The organism is Actinokineospora sp. NBRC 105648 (assembly GCF_030269645.1).
Lineage (GTDB): Bacteria > Actinomycetota > Actinomycetes > Mycobacteriales > Pseudonocardiaceae > Actinokineospora.
Genome location: NZ_BSTR01000057.1, coordinates 33,475 through 50,653 on the forward strand (window position 1 = coordinate 33,475; position 17,179 = coordinate 50,653).

The 17,179-nt window shown below is 69.4% G+C and carries 17 protein-coding genes; 7 read left to right on the forward strand and 10 right to left on the reverse strand.

Annotated features, from left to right (window positions below):
* Positions 1-4: 4 nt before the first annotated feature.
* Together QSK30_RS31975 and QSK30_RS31980 are read right to left on the reverse strand one after the other, a co-directional pair.
* Positions 5-766 carry a CoA-transferase subunit beta gene (locus QSK30_RS31975; protein ID WP_285508661.1) on the reverse strand — a complete coding sequence of 254 codons (762 nt, stop codon included), beginning with the start codon at positions 764-766 and terminating at the stop codon, positions 5-7.
* Positions 763-1,614: a CoA transferase subunit A gene (locus QSK30_RS31980; RefSeq protein WP_285508663.1), complete on the reverse strand. Its 852-nt coding sequence runs from the start codon at positions 1,612-1,614 to the stop codon at positions 763-765. The genes QSK30_RS31975 and QSK30_RS31980 overlap by 4 nt, the downstream gene beginning before the upstream one ends.
* A gap of 92 nt (positions 1,615-1,706) precedes the next feature.
* Here QSK30_RS31980 and QSK30_RS31985 point away from each other — a divergent pair, with 92 nt between their 5' ends.
* The 4 genes from QSK30_RS31985 to QSK30_RS32000 all read left to right on the forward strand — a co-directional run bounded on the left by QSK30_RS31985 (position 1,707) and on the right by QSK30_RS32000 (position 5,777).
* Positions 1,707-2,462 (forward strand): enoyl-CoA hydratase/isomerase family protein, encoded by a 756-nt coding sequence (locus tag QSK30_RS31985; protein ID WP_285508664.1) that lies wholly within the window; start codon positions 1,707-1,709, stop codon positions 2,460-2,462.
* Positions 2,463-2,571: 109 nt separating this feature from the next.
* A complete protein-coding gene (locus tag QSK30_RS31990) occupies positions 2,572-3,168 on the forward strand; it encodes a hypothetical protein (RefSeq protein WP_285508665.1) in 597 nt (198 codons plus the stop codon).
* Between the two features lie 79 nt (positions 3,169-3,247).
* Positions 3,248-4,672 carry a helix-turn-helix domain-containing protein gene (locus QSK30_RS31995; RefSeq protein WP_285508666.1) on the forward strand — a complete coding sequence of 475 codons (1,425 nt, stop codon included), beginning with the start codon at positions 3,248-3,250 and terminating at the stop codon, positions 4,670-4,672.
* A gap of 40 nt (positions 4,673-4,712) precedes the next feature.
* Complete coding sequence (locus tag QSK30_RS32000; protein WP_502871919.1) at positions 4,713-5,777, forward strand: NsdA family TPR-like regulatory protein; 1,065 nt, start codon at positions 4,713-4,715, stop codon at positions 5,775-5,777.
* 169 nt (positions 5,778-5,946) lie between these two features.
* On the opposite strand, the gene QSK30_RS32005 is transcribed toward QSK30_RS32000, so the two are convergent.
* From QSK30_RS32005 to QSK30_RS32040, 8 genes are all read right to left on the reverse strand, one after another.
* Positions 5,947-6,228 carry a hypothetical protein gene (locus tag QSK30_RS32005; protein ID WP_285508668.1) on the reverse strand — a complete coding sequence of 94 codons (282 nt, stop codon included), beginning with the start codon at positions 6,226-6,228 and terminating at the stop codon, positions 5,947-5,949.
* Positions 6,229-6,255: 27 nt separating this feature from the next.
* The gene (locus QSK30_RS32010) at positions 6,256-6,765 is read right to left on the reverse strand and encodes a hypothetical protein (RefSeq protein WP_285508669.1); all 510 of its coding nucleotides are present in this window, start codon (positions 6,763-6,765) and stop codon (positions 6,256-6,258) included.
* A 184-nt stretch (positions 6,766-6,949) separates the two neighbouring features.
* Positions 6,950-7,153, reverse strand: coding sequence for a hypothetical protein (locus tag QSK30_RS32015; RefSeq protein WP_285508670.1), 204 nt, complete (start codon positions 7,151-7,153; stop codon positions 6,950-6,952).
* A 42-nt stretch (positions 7,154-7,195) separates the two neighbouring features.
* Positions 7,196-7,570, reverse strand: a complete 375-nt coding sequence (locus QSK30_RS32020; protein WP_285508671.1) for a hypothetical protein — start codon at positions 7,568-7,570, stop codon at positions 7,196-7,198.
* A gap of 153 nt (positions 7,571-7,723) precedes the next feature.
* Positions 7,724-8,044, reverse strand: a complete 321-nt coding sequence (locus QSK30_RS32025) for a hypothetical protein (RefSeq protein WP_285508672.1) — start codon at positions 8,042-8,044, stop codon at positions 7,724-7,726.
* Between the two features lie 231 nt (positions 8,045-8,275).
* A complete protein-coding gene (locus tag QSK30_RS32030) occupies positions 8,276-9,298 on the reverse strand; it encodes a phosphotransferase family protein (protein ID WP_285508674.1) in 1,023 nt (340 codons plus the stop codon).
* A 305-nt stretch (positions 9,299-9,603) separates the two neighbouring features.
* Positions 9,604-11,796, reverse strand: coding sequence for a hypothetical protein (locus QSK30_RS32035; protein WP_285508676.1), 2,193 nt, complete (start codon positions 11,794-11,796; stop codon positions 9,604-9,606).
* 259 nt (positions 11,797-12,055) lie between these two features.
* Positions 12,056-12,985 (reverse strand): XRE family transcriptional regulator, encoded by a 930-nt coding sequence (locus tag QSK30_RS32040; protein ID WP_285508678.1) that lies wholly within the window; start codon positions 12,983-12,985, stop codon positions 12,056-12,058.
* Positions 12,986-13,181: 196 nt separating this feature from the next.
* On the opposite strand from QSK30_RS32040, the gene QSK30_RS32045 reads away from it, so the two are divergent.
* From QSK30_RS32045 to QSK30_RS32055, 3 genes are read left to right on the forward strand one after another with little or no spacing between them, the layout of a single operon-like run.
* Complete coding sequence (locus QSK30_RS32045; protein WP_285508679.1) at positions 13,182-14,039, forward strand: branched-chain amino acid ABC transporter permease; 858 nt, start codon at positions 13,182-13,184, stop codon at positions 14,037-14,039.
* A 1-nt stretch (position 14,040) separates the two neighbouring features.
* A complete protein-coding gene (locus QSK30_RS32050) occupies positions 14,041-15,825 on the forward strand; it encodes a branched-chain amino acid ABC transporter ATP-binding protein/permease (protein WP_285508681.1) in 1,785 nt (594 codons plus the stop codon).
* A complete protein-coding gene (locus tag QSK30_RS32055) occupies positions 15,822-16,541 on the forward strand; it encodes an ABC transporter ATP-binding protein (RefSeq protein WP_285508683.1) in 720 nt (239 codons plus the stop codon). Before QSK30_RS32050 ends, QSK30_RS32055 begins: the two co-directional genes overlap by 4 nt.
* The last annotated feature ends 638 nt before the right edge of the window (positions 16,542-17,179 follow it).

Sequence of the window (17,179 nt, forward strand, 5' to 3'; positions counted from 1 at the left end):
GGGCTCATGACGGCACCTCGCGGTCCCGCAGGCTGTCCGGGTCCAAGACCTCGCGGATGAGCTGCAGTTCGTCGTCGGTCGGTAACCTGCTGGTCGGCACATCGCCCTCGACCGTCAGCGGGAACCCAGTGGCGGCAAGGACTTCGTCGACTGTGACGCCCGGGTGCACCGAGGCCAGCCTAAGCGAGCCGTCGTCGGCGTAGTCGAGGACAGCCAGGTTGGTGACCACCCGGCGCAGGTCGTGGTAGCGGCGGGCGGCACCGACGGCCCGGTCGTTGCCGACCCCGGCCACCATGTCCACCTTGGACACGAAGACCCGGACGGAGTGCTTGGGCACCCAGTAGCTCGTCGGGTGGCTGACCGAGTTGCCCGGCGCGCCGCGCACCCCGAGCAGCTGCACCTTGGGCCGGTGGTAGTCGCCGATGGCGGAGATGTTGGCGTTGCCGAAACCATCCACTTGGGATGGGATCATCATGACGTGCCGCTTGCCGTGCCACACCAGGTCGAAGATCGTGCGGAACGGCACCCACGCCTCGACCTCGCCGACCGCGGGCGCACCAACCGGCCAGGTGCCGCGCAAGAGCTGCGCCTCACCGTCGGAGATCATCAGGTCGGGCTCGAAGGTGTGCCGGGCCAGTCGGACCCCGATCGCCGGAATGGTGCCGAACGCGCTGGCCAGCACCTCACCGTTGCCGCGGAAGGCGTCCGCGCAGGCGACCGCGCACACCTCGGCGCGGGTCGCGGTCTTGGTCACCGTGCTGGTCATGCGGGGATCTCCTGCCTGACCGCGGGCCACTGGGCGTCCGGGCCGGTGAGGTAGCGGTCGGCGAACTCCTGCCAGGTGCCCGGGTCCGCGGCGGCGGTGACGTAGGCGCGCTGGAAGTCCTCGTCGCGCTCGTAGTCGGGGACGCAGGAGGTGAAGTGCGCGCCGCCGGGGGCCTCGACCACACCGGTGACCATCATCCGATTGATCTTCAGGGTGGCCGGGTGCGCCGTCCGGGTCAGCTCGGCGGTGGGCACGATCCGCTCGCAGGAGACGAAAGCCTGCTCGGCGGCCAGGCAGTACAGGTCGTCGAAGTACGGGTCGGGCCCGAGGAACTGCGCGTTGCCGTGCAGGTCGGCCCGGTTCATGTGGACGATCGCGGCGTCGAGGTGCAGGGCGGGCATGGCCAGCAGCTCCTCGCCGTCGTACGGGTCGGAAACCGTGCGCAGGTGCGGGTTGTAGGTGACCACATCGGACCCGAGCCCCGCCCGCGTCGGCAGGAACGGCAACTTCACGGCGGCGGCGTAGAGGCCCCACTGGAGCATGCCCTCGTCGTACTCGGCCACCTCGACCGCGCCCGCCTGCCGGGCGGCGCGGAAGTGCGGGTCGAGCGCGATCGAGTCGAGCGAGACGAACCCGAAGACGACCTTGCGCACCTTCCCGGCCGCGCACAGCAGCCCCACGTCCGGGCCGCCGTAGCTGACCACGGTGAGGTCGGTCAGGTCGGAGCGCAGGATCTCGCGCACCAGGGCCATCGGCTTGCGCCGGGAGCCCCAGCCGCCGATGCCCAGGGTCATCCCGGACCGCAGCCTGCCCACGACGTCAGTGCCGGTCATCCGCTTGTCGGCCATCCACAGCCCCCTCTCGCTATGTAGCAAGCGCTTGGTTGGGTACAGTACCAGGGACACCCCATCCGTCAAGCTCGCCGTTCCGGAGGACCTCGATGACCGTGCACATCGCGCTGTTCGGCCAGGTCAGAGTGCTGACGATCGACCGCCCGGCGGTGCGCAACGCCCTGGACAACGCTGCTCTGCGCGCGCTGCACGAGGCCCTGGAGTCCGCCGCCGACGACCCGTCCGTCCGCGCCGTGGTGATCACCGCGACCGGCTCGAAGGCGTTCAGCGCGGGCCTGGACCTCAAGGCACTGGCCGTCGACGGCCTACCGGACCCGTCCCGCAGCCCGGTGAACCTGCTGCGGGGCTCGTTCCCCAAGCCGGTGATCGCCGCGGTGAACGGCGCGGCCGTTGGGGGCGGCTTCGAGCTGGTGCTGGCCTGCGACCTGGTGGTGGCGGCCCCGCACGCGGTGTTCGCGCTGCCGGAGGTGAGTCGCGGCATCGCGGCGACCGAGGGCGGCACCGACCTACCGCAGCGCGTGCCGCTGCCAGTGGCGTTGGAGATGGGTCTGACCGGCGCCCCGATCACCGCGGCCCGGGCCTTCGACCTGGGGCTGGTGAACGCCTTGGCCGAGGACGCCCTGACCGCAGCCCTGGGCCTGGCAGGCCGAATCGCCGCCAACTCCCCTATTGCGGTCGCGGCGACCAAACGCCTGATGCGGCTCTCCCTGGTCGGCGCCGACGCCCAAGCAGCCAACAGGGCGGCCAACCTCACGGCAACGGCCGAACTGGCCACCGGTCCAGATGCGGCGGAGGGGGCGGCGGCCTTTGTAGAGAAGCGCGCGCCGAGGTGGACACCAGCCTGATCCCCACCGGGTGAGGTCCGTCGTGACCAGTGTGACCACGTCGTTCCGCAGGATTCGGTCACCACGCCACCGTCGCCGGGCACCACCCCCGACGACGCGGAGCCCGGACATGCGCACAACACCCGTCCCCTACATCGCCACGTGGAGTGAGGAGGACATCCCTTACCCGCACGTCGTCACCCGCCCGGATGGTCGCGGTATCGGCTATGCCGACGAGTCGATCCTCGACCGCGACACCCGCGGCGTGCTGTGGGACCGGGCCACCGGACGTCCCGGCGGGCGCCCCCAGTTCGCCCGGATCCACCCGCTCCGCCAACGGCGGACCATGCTCCGCTTGCTCTGCCAGGTCTGCGCCAGTCCTGCGGACCGCGACGACGACGGCGTGCTCTGGGTCCTGTGGAACCGCACCACCGACTGGCCGGACTGGCCGGAACGGGCGCTGGTCAGCGAGCCCCCGATCTGCTTGCCCTGCCTGGACCACGCCCTGCGGCTGTGCCCGGCGTTGCGGGAGGGCCACTTCATCATCCGCGCCCGCAGCTACGACCTGTACGGCGTCGACGGCCTGCCGTACTCCCCCGCGTTCCCGCGCCCGGTGCCCCGGGATCGGGAGATCGTCCCGTTCTCGTCCCCGGTCATCGCGTGGACCCTGGCCAGCAAACTCGCCCGCCGATTGGGTGACTGCACTGTGATTACCGCGCTCACATGACCCGTCACAGGCCGGCTATGGTGGAGATTGGTAGACACGCACCACAGGCACGGATCGGCCGGCGAGGAGCAGGCGGACTATGGCGCGGGAACCAGACTCGATCACCGACCTCCGCCGCGACCTCGGCGGCAGACTCGCGGTGTTCCGGGTGGCGGCGGGGCTTACGCAGGCGAACCTGGCCCACCGGATGTACGTGGACCGCTCGATGATCGCCCACCTCGAACGCGGCCGCGGCAACGCAACCGCGCAGTGGTGGGCAAAAGCGGACACCCAGGTCAACGCTGGCGGTGTGCTGGTGGCGCGGTACGAGCAGCTGGAATCCGCCCGAGCCGCCCGCGAGGCCGAGACCCGCCGGGTAGCCCTGGACCAGGCCCGAACCCAAGCCAACACCTGGCGCGCGAACCCACCCGTAGCTCCGCACCCGGAGTCAGAGCAGTCGACGTTCCGAGAACCGGCGACGAACATGGACCGCCGCGACCTCCTGAGACTCCTCGGCGTCGCGGCGGCACCGTCCTGGCTCGGCCCGCTGAACGCCGACGACCACGAACGCTTGGCCCAGGCCACCCTCACCCCACGACGAGTCGATGAGCGCGTGCTCGAGCACATCGAGTCGCTGCTGGTCGGCAGCAAGGCCACCGACGCCCAACTCGGCCCGGAGGTCGCGCTCTACACCGCCCGGGCCCAGACCCACCTGCTGCGGGCGATGATCGACCAGTGCCCGGACTCGCTGCGCCCCCGGCTCCTGTCCACCCTGGGCCACGGACTCGCGATTTGCGGGTGGCTCACCTTCAACACCGGCGACAACCACGGCGCGGAACGCTTCTACGAACAGGCGCGCACGTTCGCCCACGAAGCCCGCGACCCAGACCTCGCCGCGTTCACCCTCGCCAACCACGCGCTGCTCGCCATCTGGTCCAAGAGGCCGCGCACCGCGGTCGACCACAGCCTCGCCGCCGACTACTGGGCGAGCCGGACCGACAACGCCCCACTCAAGGCGTTCATCGCGGACATGTCCGCGATGTCCCTGGCCGCGGCAGACAACCCGGCGGACTCGCTCCGCAAGTTGGACACCACTCCTCGACACCTCGACGCCCTGCCCAACGCCGCCCCGTCGCACTTCTACTACTACAGCGACGCCATCCACACCTCGCGCCGTGGGCAAACCTTGCTCACACTTGGCAGAACCAGCGAGGCGATCCCCATCATCACCCGATCACTCGGCCTGTACGAGACCCTCAAACGCACCGACCCCACCCAACTCGGGATCAAGCGCAACATCATCGCCAGCGAACTGGAACTCAGCAAAGCCCACGCCATCAACCGCGATGTCGACGAATCAGTGCGAGTCGTCTCGGCCGCGATACCCCGGATCACTGAGAACCCCACTCCCCGCATGGGTGAAAGACTTCAGGACATCCTCGACCACCTACAGCCCTGGGCCAACACCCCCGCCATCCGCGAACTGACCGACAGCTTGCGCCACCAGAAGCTCATCACCCACTAGTCCCACGCACCCGAGCGATACCCCCGAGTCGATGCAGTCGATGTTTCGAGAATGGGTGAGCGGCATGGACCGACGCGACCTGTTGAAGCTCCTCGGCGTCGCGGCGGTCCCGCCCTGGCTCGACTCCCCGAACACCGACGACCACGAACGGCTGGCCCGTGCGGTGCTGGCGCCCCAACGAGTAGACGCGCAGGTCATCGACCACATCGATGCCCTGGTGTTCGACGCCTACGTCGCGGACACGCGGTTCGGCCCCGAGATCGCGCTGGCGACGGTCCGCGCCCAGTCCGACCTGTTGCACGCCATGGTCGACTCGTGCCCCCAAACCCTGCGACCGCGACTGCTCTCGGTCCTCGGCAACGCGGTGCGGATCTGCGGCTGGCTGAGCTTCAACGCCGGCGACAAACCGTCTGCGGCGAGCTACTACGAGCGAGCCCGCCGGCTGGCTCACCAGGCCGGCGATCCAGACCTCGCCGCGTTCACCCTCGCCGACCACGCCATCCTGGCAATCTGGGCGAAGCAACCACGAACAGCGGTCGACCACAGCCTCGCCGCCGACTACTGGGTGGCCCGCGGCGGCAACCCCACGTTGAAGGCATTCGTCTCCGACATGACAGCGGTCTCCCACGCGGCGGCGGGCAACGGCTCAGACGCGTTGCGGCAATTCGACGCCACCGGCAAACACCTTGACGACCTGCCCAACGCGACCCCGGTGCCGTACTACAACTACAGCCACGCGATCCACACCGCCCGACGCGGTCAAGCGCTGCTCAGCCTCGGGCGCACCAGCGAGGCCGTTCCCATCATCACCAACTCGCTCGCCATGTACAAAACGCTGGAACGCACCGACAAGACCCAGGTCGGCACCGCCCGCAACCTCCTCATCAGCGAACTGGAACTCAGCAAAGCCCGCGCCATCGAGGGCGAAGTCGAGGAAGCTGTCCGCATCATCACCGACGCCACCCCACGCATCACCCAGCTCCCCACTCCCCGCATGGGCGAACGACTCCAGGACATCCTCGACCACCTACAGCCCTGGGCCGACACCCCCGCCATCCGCGAACTGACCAACGGCCTGCGCCACCAGAAGCTCATCGCCCGCTAGTCCCAGACGTCGAAACCCTTGGCCAGCACGGATTGCAGGTGCTCGGGGTGCGCACCGAAGTACTGGACCTCAGGCCCCTCAGGCGAACGCCGCACTGCGATCTGGACGTAGTCAGCGGCATCCGCAGTGTCCTCACCACAGATGCAACACCGAAGCCGGTCGTATTCCATCAGCCGCGGTGACCCATCGCGCGCAGGACGTCGGCCGCCCAGACGAGCCCGTACCCGACCACCCGGTCCGGGTCGGTCAGCATGTCCGACAGGTGTGCCCAGGACTCGCTCAGTTGCCCCACGGTCAACTCCACGGGCGTTCGCGTCGGGTCGTAGCGGGCGTCGGGCGGGACTTCCCAGAAGTAGTCACGGTCAAGGGGCACCGACTGAGGCGCGTTCGCGAGCAGCAGGTCCAAGACTCGGCGCAGGTCGGCGACCGGGATATCAACACCTTGACTCATCAGCGGAGAGTATCGCGCCAGCAGGTGTCAAGCGCGGACGAGTGGATCGTCGGCCCTCATCTGCAGCACGGCGTCTTCCTGGGGCACAGTGTCCAGGTTGTAGTAGGGCGGTTCGTCGTCGCGGTCGGTCCAGAAGGTGACGTGGGCTTCCCAGAACGGATTCTCGGTCCGGGACAACCCGATACTGACCTGGCCGGTGACCAGCGCGGTGCCATGGGCCGGGGCCAGCATCGAGGTGAGGTAGGCCCAGGATCGGCGGACCACGATCGTCCGCCGATCCTGGTGGTCGAGGGGGATGTCGTAGTCGACCATCCCCCGGCCGTTGACCGCGGCCTCGTAGTCGGTGCGGTCGCTAAAAGCCGACCGATGTCCGGCGTAAGAGGCACGCAGTGCGGTGGCGACGACCGCGCCGTCCGGTTCAACGGTCCAACCCTGCCGCACGGCGTCCGCCATCCAGCCCGGTGGGACATCAGACAGCCCGACGCTCGCTAGGTCGACGGTGCCGAGCAGGACCCGCATCGCGTCAGTGCACCGCATCCAGTTCACCCCCTCGGACAACCAGGGTGACCACAGCCCGAGCGCGGTCCACCAGGAGACATCCTTCGCGGGCCGTGAAGACGGCCGAGGCCTGGCGGATGAGGTCCGCCGCTTCGGGGTGGACCACCACAGCCTCCCGCGCGGTGGTTTCCGCGAACTCCTTATCACGCAACCGAAGCCGTGGTCACAGCACCTTGTGGATCTCGATGGGGACACCTACCGCGACCACCGATTGCAGGCAGTCCGGGTGCGCCCCCAGGTCCTGGAAGTACACATCGGACTCCGGCACCGTCAGCCTGATCGCGATGTAGTCCGGCGGCTCGGGGTTGGCACCGCAGATACAGCACTGGAACACGGTACCGGACGTTCCCGTCGCGACCGCTGTCATGCGCACTCCCGCTCATCCGCAACCTGCACTTGAAGGACCATCTCACATCTCGTGGATCTCCACTGTGAAGCCCCGCGCCAGCACCGACTGCAGACAGCCGACGTGCGCCCCGACGTACTGCGCCGCCGCACTCTCCTCGCGCGTGCGCAGGGCGATGTCGATGCGGTCGGTCAGCACCGGGTGACTGCTGTGGATGCAGCAACCACGTGATCGCTCGTCCCCGGCGACGTCGAAGCCGGGCGCCAAGACTGACCGCAGGCAGCTCGGGTGGGCACCGAGATACTGCCGTGCCGGACTCTCGTCACGGGCGCGCAGTGCCATGTCGAGATAGTCAGGAAGCTCGGGGTTCTTGCCACAGAAGCAGCACCGCATCAGGGGACCGGTCAGGGTGACACCGAATCCGGTCAGTCGAACCACCAGCCAGAGGCCAACTTCCGCTCCAGACAGAACTCCTGAGCACCGGCGATCTGCGCAGCGCGATAGCGAACGAACTCGGGTGACTGACGCACCCCCCTGTCGACCTGGTCGCGGATGAACAGGCCGCGACCGGGCCCGGTCCGCTCGCCCACCTCACCGGTTGGTGGGCGGATCGATGAGCATCTTTTCCAGGTCCCCCACGTGCCGGGCGAGGTCGGTAGTGCGGACAGGCGGCAGAGCAGGCCCCGGTGCCCCGAAAGTGACCGCGTAGATCATCTCCAGGTCTCCGACCCGAGCGCGGAAGTCATCGTTCCATGACTTGTCGGCGGTCTCCACCTGGTCCGCCAATGCCTCAAGATCGGAGATGAGGCGACCAAGTCCGACCACACCTTTCCGGAAGCCGTCGAGCCGATCCCGCATCAGGTCGTACTGCCGTGCCGCACGCCGCCTGGAGTCGCCCGATTCGTCCATCATCCGATTATCGTGACCACATTCCTCGTCGCGATGTCCACCACGACTCTGACCCTGTTCAAGGGATCAGTGTAGACGAGGGTGTCCACGGTGTTGCCTGCGCTCGTCTCACCGCAGCCAATCGCGGTAGTCGATCGTTCGATACCGACGAAATCGCGCCAAATCGCCCACGGAGTCGATGTGCGCCGGCACACAACAGGCGGGTTTTTGATCTGCCCTTTTCTTGCCGTTTACTCAGCCGAGGTCAGCGGCGCTGCGCCAGGCTTGCGTGGCCAGTGCGGAGGCTTGGGCTGCGAAGGAAGCCGGTCTGCGTTCGGTCGTGCCCATCGCGCCCGCGGCCATCCGGGTGTACACGTTTTCCACGATGCACGCCGTTTTCCACCAGTTGAAGGCCAGGTAGTAGTCGACCGAAACCGGCGCAAGGTCCAGCTGGGTGAAATAGCGGGCGGCCAGTTCGGCGCGGGTGGCGAAACCGGGGACCACCGTTGGTGGATTGTGCAATGCGGTGTACGAATCGCCGGGTTCGGCCCAGTAGACGAGGAATTGACCGAGATCGGCCAGTGGGTCGCCGACGGTGGTCAGTTCCCAGTCCAGCACTCCGAGCACGGTCCCGGTGCGGTCGAGCAGGCAGTTGTCCAGGCGGAAGTCGCCGTGCACGATGCCGGTGCGCAGTTGCTCCGGCGCCAGCTCCACGAGGCGGTCGTGGGCGCGGGCGAGGTCTGGCAGTGGCCGGGTCGCCGTGCGGGTCCAGTTGTCGTGCCACCGGCGCAGTTGCCTCGGCAGGTAGTCGCGCCGGTCGGCCAGGGTGCCCAGGCCCGCGCGGGCCGGGTCGACCGAGTGCAGCGCGGCGAGCGCGTCGACCACCGCGGGTCCCACCACCGCACAGTCCACAACGGATAGTCCGGATTGGACAGACGAGGGATCGCGCAAAACCAGGCCGTCCAGGTACTCCAGCATCACGAAGGGGGCGCCGGTCACCTCGACGTCGGAGCAGATCGCGAGCACCTCGGGTACCGGGACCGCGCCGCGCAGGGCGGTGAGCAGGCGGGCCTCGCGGAGGACGTCGTGGGCGTTGGCGGGGTGCTCGCCGAGGGGCGGTCTGCGCAACACCCGACGGACACCCGAAGCGTCGGCGACCAGGTAGGTCAGGTTGGAGCGGCCGCCGGTGATGCGGGTGAACGTGAACGGCGGACGGGCGGCGGGCAGCGCGGTAGCCAGCCAGTCCGACACCGCCGGGGTGAGTCCGAGCGGGTCCATCGACGACCTCCGTCCGCGGTTTCCCGGACGGACACTACCAAGCGCTTGCTTGTTTTGGTACCGGGGCGAGCCCGAGAACGCCAAAGTCGACGGACCAGCCCGTGCAGCCTGCCGTCCCGAAGGCCGGTTCCCTGCCCGCACCTGGCTGGTCCGTCGACGGATCGCGTACGCCGTCGCGCCCGTGATCCCGGGTATCACCTCCCTGGATGGCCTCCACCGCGCGGCTCCGCCTGCCTACGGTTACCGCCCGCCGAACCGGGCGGGTGGCCGGGCGGGGTCTGTCGAACCCGGCCACCCGCGATCGGTCAGGAGGTGGTGACGGCCACGTTGTCGATCAAGAAGTCGGACGCCAGGTTGGAGTCCTCGACCCCGACGAACCGCAGCGTCACGGTCTTGCCCCGGTAGCTGCTCAGATCGAGCGTGCGCTGGGTGTAGGCGGTGTTCGCGTCGACGTTGCTGTAGGTCTTCAGCGTGGTCGTGGTGCCCGCGCTGGTGATCTGGACCTTCATCGTGTCGTAGGCGACGGTGCCGGTCTCCTTCGTGCCGATCCGCAGGTAGTACGCCAGGGTGGCGGTGCTCGCGGTCGACGGGATGGTGATCGACTGGCTGATGGCGTCGGTGTTGGCCGCGCCGGTGCCGCCGAGCCAGGTGTAGTAGGTGCCGGACTGGGCCGGGTAGTCCGCCCAGGTGCCGATGGCGTTGCCGGTGACGGTCCAGCCGGTGTTACCGCTCTCGAACCCGCCGTTGGTCACGAGGTTGCCCGTGGTGGGCGGGGTGGTGGTCGTCGGCGGAGTCGTGGTCGTCGGCGGGGTGGTCGTGGTCGTCGGCGGGGTCGTGGTGGTGGGCGGGTTGGTCGGCGGCGAGGTCGTGCCGGTGCGGTAGTCGATCGTGTGGGTGTACACGAGGTTCTTCGACGTGGTGGAGCTGTCCATGCCTGCCGCGGACCGGTCGATCAGGAACCACTCCCGGTAGCTGCTGGAGGTGGTCGAGGCCATCTGCTGGAAGGTCTTCAGCGGCCCGCCGTCCACCTTGCGCCACAGGTCGATCGTGGCGCCGGCGACGCGGCACTCGACCTGGTCACCGTTCTCCACGTTGGTGTTCGAGCTGGGCTGGTTGGCGTTGAACCAGGTGGTGGTCATCATGTCGATGTAAGAACCGTCCGGCCAGTAGTACCGGCCGTCACCCATGAGGTAGCCGGCCACCGCGTCGGCGAAGCCCTCGGTCCAGGCGCAGTTCGTGCCGGACTTGCCGCTGAGGTAGTGCGGGCTCGGGCAGTCGTCGGCAGGCCACCAGCCGCCGTACATGTTGTCCATCAGGGCGTGGCCCGACTCGTGCAGCACCAGGTGCTCGGAGTCCGGGTCGGTGTCGCGCAGCGCCACGTACCGGTTCGCCAGGGCCACGGTGTTGTCGAAGAACGGGCCCGCGGTGCTGCCCGGCTGCCAGTGCAGCGTGATGACGCGGCAGGTGGTGTCGCGGGCGCTCCAGCAGGTGCTCGGACCGTGCGCGTCCCACAGCTTGTTGACGGTGTCGAAGGCGTGCCAGCCGCGCATGTAGGTGCTGGTCGGCGACGAGGCGCCGAACGCGGCGGTGGTGCCGCCCGCGACGTTGGTCTTGGCCGCGGTGGTGACGGTGTAGACCGTGCTGCCCGCGTTGTTGGTCACCCGCCACAGCCCCGAGTCGGCGCTGAACTGGACCCACACCTGGTACATCGAGGTGACGGTCGAGTTGAAGCAGAGCGAGTAGCTGCCGTCGGAGGTGGAGGTGTAACCGGTCGCGTAGGTGGCGGTGGCGGCCGAGGACGTGGTCTTGCCCAGGACCTGGGCCTTCACCCGGCGGCCGGGCAGCCAGGAGCCCGCGGCGTTGGTGTAGGTGAAGCTGCCGGTGGCGCAGATCTGACCCGCGAGCGCCGCGCGGCCCGCGAGGGGTGCGGAGCCGCCGGGGCGCTCGACCGCGGTGGCCGCGGTCTCGGTGATGCCGGCGTGCGAGGTGCCCGGCTTGTCACCGATGGTGAGGGTGGCGGAGCCGTGCGCGGACCGGTCCGGCGCGGGGGCGTCGGGGTTGGTCACGTCGGCTTCGATGTTGGTCGGGCCCGCGGCGAGCGCGGTGACGCCGAACTTGACCGTGCGGCCGCCGGTGGTGAGCTTGAACCGCTGGTCGGCGACCTGGGAGAGGCCGACGGTGCGCGCGGCCGAGAGGCCGGACGAGCCCGCGGCCAGCCGCAGGTTGTCGGGCAGCCGGACGGCGAGCCTGGCCTGGTTCACCTCCACCTGGGAGCGGATGGTGACGGTGACGGTCGCCGACTCGCCCACCGCGGGGAGCCGGTCGATGGCGACGTCGGCGGCGACGCAGCTGGGCTGCGCCTCGGCGTCGCTGGAGGAGGGGAGCTGGAGCGAGCACTGGACGGTGTTCGCGGCCGCGGCCGTGTTCTGCACGAGCAGGGCGGTCGCGCCCGCCGCGACCAGCGCGGCGGAGAGCAGCGCGGGGATCATGGGTTTCATCGCAGGGCACCTTTCGGACGGCGAGACCGCCGTCACCACAGGGGGACGCCCGAAAGAATGACCACCGCTCGTGGCTGAGGGCAATGTCACGGCCCGATGAAATTACTGTCCGTCATATTCCGTGAAATCCTCGACCGTCGAGGGATGTCCGTTCCGCCGTTTGGGGGGCAATTCAACGCGGTACGCACGCCGCTGCCCGGTCACCGAACACCGCCCAGACTGTGGAAACTGTGAAAAGCCCGCGAGCACGTGGCGTAGCTCACCAGTGCCAGCGCGTGCCCACGATGCCCGGCGGCACGTCGCGGCCGAACTGCAGCGTGGTCCGCGAGGGGCCCAGCGGCAGCGAGCCCGCGATGGTCTCGGGCGCGCTGAGGTCGGCCTGCCGGTAGCTGTGGCACCGCGCGGGCGGCTTCCCGGCGAACTCCACCTGCTGGCTGTACCCGGCGGCCCGGCGGAAGAACTGCCGGTAGCAGTAGTCGATCCGGTGGCCGGGGGTCTCCATGACCTCGTACTCGATCACCGCGTGGTCACCGGCGTGCAGCGGCCGGTCCAGCAGCAGTTCCATGGAGATGCGCCCGATCTCCGGCTCGGCGGCCGTCCGGCCGACCCGGCAGAAGCGGACGTCGGTCAGCACGGGCAGCACCACGGGCGCGTGCCCCTGGTACTTGAGCACGCACTTGGTCACGGTGCCGGTCTCGCCGCGCAGCACCAGCCGGGAGCGCACGCCGTGGCCCGCCCGGTCCTCGTCCACGGTGAACAGGTCGTGCGCGTTGGCCAGCACGAAGGTGCCGTCGTCGGGGTCGTCGAACGGGGAGGAGAACACCGGGCTGGTCGCCGGCGCCGGGCGGTTGAGCCAGCGGCCACGCGGGCGCGGCGGGCCGAGCAGGGTGATCAGGGAGGTGACGGGCAGGCCGAGGACCCGCTCGAGCGAGCGCACGGCGCGCAGCGACTCGGGCCGCTCCGGCCGCCGGACGTTGCGCCGCCAGTAGCTCAGCGTGGCCAGGCTGACGTCGACGCCCTGTTCAGCGAGCCGGTGGCGCACCCGGTCGAGGGTCAGGCCGCTCGACGCGATGGCGGCGTCGAGGGCCTCGGCGAAGGTGCCCGAGCGCAGCGCCCTGGTCAGCTCCCGCGAGTGCGCGGTACCGCGAGCGGGCTGTGCGGCTGGGCGGCCGTCCGATGGCGATGACATCCGCGAACCTCCCGGACGGCGGGCGTGCGCACCACTATCTGCACCGCGCTCACGTTTGTCCAGCCCCCGCCACGGGTCCGGGGCAGGTCGATCTTCGTCCGAAAAATCCCGATCGACAGATGTACCAAGCGCTTGGTTGGTCGGTTACAGTGCGTCCTACGACACAGGCGTCGCGCAGCGAGGAGGTAGGGCGCAGGTGACCTCAATCTGGTCCGGTTTGGCGATCGGCGCGGTGTACGCGCTGGTCGGCATCGGCTACAACTTGGTCTTCATCGCGTACACGACCTTCAACTTCGCGCACGCGCAGCTCATGATGTTCGGCGTCTTCGTGACCTACTGGGGCCTGGTGGTCGCCGAGCTCCCGGTCCTGCTGGTGCTGCTCATCGCGGCCGTGGTGGTCGGACTGGTCGCGCTGGTCGAGGAGCTCATCGCGATCCGGCCGGTCAAGGGCATCCACGCCCACCTGGTCACCACGCTGGGCATGGCGACCCTGCTCGACGGGGTCACCCGGCTCATCTGGGGCGACCAGGTGCTCAAGGTGCCGCCCGCGGTGCCCGACGCGACCTGGACCGTCCTGGGCGGTCGGGTCAGCGTGGTCGAGGTCGGGCTGATCGCGTGCGTCATCGCGGTCACCGCCGCCCTGACCGTCTACAGCAGACGGTCGCTCACCGGGCTGGCCATGCTCGCCATGGCCGAGGACCGCGACGCCGCGCTGCTGCGCGGGATCGATGTGAAACGGCTCGCCCTGGGGGTGTTCGTCTTCGCGGGTGTGCTCGCCGGGGCCACCGGCCCGCTGGTGGGGCCCAAGACGTTCGCGGTGGCCACGCTCGGCGCGGCGTTGGCGCTCAAGGGTTTCGTCGCGGTGGCGATCGGCGGCTTCGGCAGCCTGCACGGCGCGCTCATCGGCGGGTTCGTGGTCGGGCTGGTGGAGTCGCTGACCGGGCGCTGGCTGGGCAGCCAGTTCCCGACGATCGCGGTGTTCGCCGTGCTGGTGCTGATCCTGCTGCTCAAACCCGCCGGCCTGTTCGGCACGACCCGGGAGAGGGTGGTCTGACGTGCTCGCACGCATCCTGCGGATCCCGTCCTGGCTGCTGCCGCTGGTGCTCGGGGCGCTGCTGATCGCCGCGCCGTGGCTGGGCATCAGCGCGGGCACCCGGCGGCTGCTGCTGCTGACCTGCGTGCTGGCCCTGGTGGCCAGCGGGCTCAACCTCAGCTTCGGCTACACCGGCGAGCTGGCCTTGGGCCAGACCGCGATGTACGCCACCGGCGCCTACCTGACCGGGTACCTGGCGATCAACTGGGTCAACGACCTGGCCCTGCTGATCCTGGTCGCGGCGGTGGCCGCGCTGCTGGTCGGCCTGGTCTCCGGCGTGCCCGGCCTGCGGCTGGGCGGCTGGTCACTGGCGATGACCTCGTTCTTCCTGGTGCTGCTGGTGCCGCAGTTCCTCGACCTGCTGGAGCGGTTCACCGGTGGCGCGGTCGGCCTGGTCGGCATCCCGGCGCCGGAGCTGTTCGGCTCCCGGCTCGGCCCGCTGGGCTTCTACGTGGTGGTCGCGGTGCTGACCGTGGCCTGGTTCGCGCTGATCCGGAACCTGATCACCTCCCGGCACGGGGTGGCCTTCCAGGTGCTGCGCGAGAGCCCGGTGCTGGCCTCGTCGCTGGGCATCTCGGTGTACCGGATGAAGCTGACCGCCTACGCCGTCGGCGCCATCCCGGCGGGGATCGCGGGCGGGCTGTTCGCCTACGTGGACAAGTACCTCTCGCCGCACTCGTTCGGCTTCACGATGGCCGTGACAGTGTTGGCGGCGAGCATCCTGGGCGGTGCGAAGAGCGTCTACGGCCCGCTGGTCGGCGCGGCCGTCATGCAGTACGGGCCGCTGCGCTCGACCGACTTCGAGCAGTACGCGCAGATCGTCTACGGCATCTTCCTGATCATCGCGGGCACCCTGGTGGCCAACGGGCTCGCCGGGCTGGCCAACCAGGCCATCCGCAGGCTCCGCGCCCGCTACGCGCCGCCCGAGGAGATCCCGCGCAGCACCGACCCGGGCGAACTGCCACCGCTGACCGGCGCGCGGCTGGAGGTCTCCGACGTCCAGAAGAGCTTCGGCGGCCTGCGGGCGCTCGGCGGGGTCAGCCTGACCGCGGAACCGGGGCGGATCACCGCGCTGATCGGCCCGAACGGATCGGGCAAGACCACGCTGCTCAACATGATCTGCGGCTACTACCGCACCGACGCGGGCACGATCCGGGTCGGCGAGCAGGACATCACCGGCGCCGCCACGCACAAGGTCGCGCGAACCGGTGTGGCGCGGACGTTCCAGACACCGCTGTTCCCCGAACACATCACCGTCCGCGAGGCCGTCGCGGCGGGGGTGTACATGCCGCACTACGTCGGGATGCCGTCGTCCATCTTGCGACTGCCGAACTACCGGCGCGCCGCGGCGGCCGACCGCGCCGACGTCGACGCCGTGCTGCGACTGGTCGGCGTGACGCACCTGGCCGACACCGAGGCGGCGTCGCTGCCGCTGGGCACCCGGCGGATGCTGGAGGTGGCCCGCGCCCTGGTGTCCCGGCCGAAGGTGCTGCTGCTCGACGAGGTGGCCTCCGGCCTGGACACCGACGAGATCGAACGCTTGGCCGACCTGGTGCGCGCCATCCGGGACGCCGGCACGGCGGTGATCCTGGTGGAGCACAACTTCGGCCTGGTGCTCTCCCTAGCCGACACGATCTACGTGCTGGCTCAGGGCGAACTCGTCGCCACCGGCACCCCCGCCGAGATCCAGACCCACCCCCGGGTGCTCGCCGAGTACCTGGGCGTCAGCCAGGAGGCCAAGGCATGAGCGAGCTGCTGCGGGTCGAGGGCCTGGCCACCGGCTACGGCGACATCCGCGCGGTCTGGGATGCCACCCTGAGCGTCGCCGAGGGCGAACTCACAGTCCTGTTGGGACGAAACGGCGCGGGCAAGACGACAACACTGCGCGCGATCGCCGGACTGAACAAAGTGGACTCCGGGACAGTGGTCTACCGGGACAGGGACATCACCGGAATGCCCGCGCAGCGAAGGGTGACCGAGGGGATCGCGTTCGTCCAGGAGGGCAAGCGGATCTTCCGACGGCGCACCATCGAGGAGAACCTGCTGCTGGGCGGTTATTCCAGGGGCTTGGGCAAGCGCAAGCTGACGGCCGAGCTGGAACCGGTCTACGAGATGTTCCCCATCCTGGCCGACCGCAAGCACGTGGTGTCCGGACAGTTGTCAGGCGGGCAGCAGCAGATGTTGGCGATCGGACAGGCGCTGATGGCCAAGCCGGCACTGCTGATGCTCGACGAGCCGTCCGGCGGCCTGGCCCCCGCGATCGTGGCGGAAGTGATGGGGAAGGTGGCAGCGCTGAAGAGCACCGGCATCGGGGTGCTGCTGGTGGAACAAGCGGCAGCGGCGGCGCTTGAGGTGGCTGACCGGGTCGTGGTGCTGGACGTCGGACGAGTCGTACTGGACCGGCCGGCGGCAGAGGTGGAGGGGGCGGAGGCGTTGACGGCGGCCTACTTCGGGACTCGGTAGCGGGGGGCTGGCCGGGGCTTTGCTGGCCGGGGGCTTTGCTGGTGAGCCGGGCTCGCTGGCGGGTGTGCTGGTCGCGGCGGGATTTGGTGGTGGTGGCGGCGGCGGGGCTGGTCGCGGCAGGTTTGGCGTGGGCCGGGCTTGCTGGTTGCGGCAGGTTCGTTGGGGGGAGCCGGGTTTGGTGGGGGGCTGGATTGGGTGAACTCGCTTTGTCTGGGGCCCCTAAGAAAAGAGGCGCCGTGGGTAAAGCGGGTGGGAAAGGGATACCCACCGCCTGGGCCAGGCTAGCGCCTCTTTTCTCCCCAGACAAAGCGAGTTCACCCAATCCAGCAGGCGAGTGGGCGGGCGGACTTTGGAGGTTCGAATGCACAGCAAACCCATGCAGGGCAGGCCAGGCAGGCGGCAGCCGCAGCCGCAGCCGCAGCCGCAGCGCCAGGCTACCCAGAGGCGGGTAGCCGGGCACCAATTCCCTTCTTTGCATCTCCCCGCTGGAAGGTGAGTGAAGGCCGACCCGGCTGGTTCCGCCGGCCCCGCTACGGATGCTCGATCTAGTGGACTCGCTTCGTGTGGGGGGAGAGCACCGCTAAACTTGCCGGTGGTGGGGAATGCCCTTCACCCGCCCTTTTTTCACCACCGCGGTG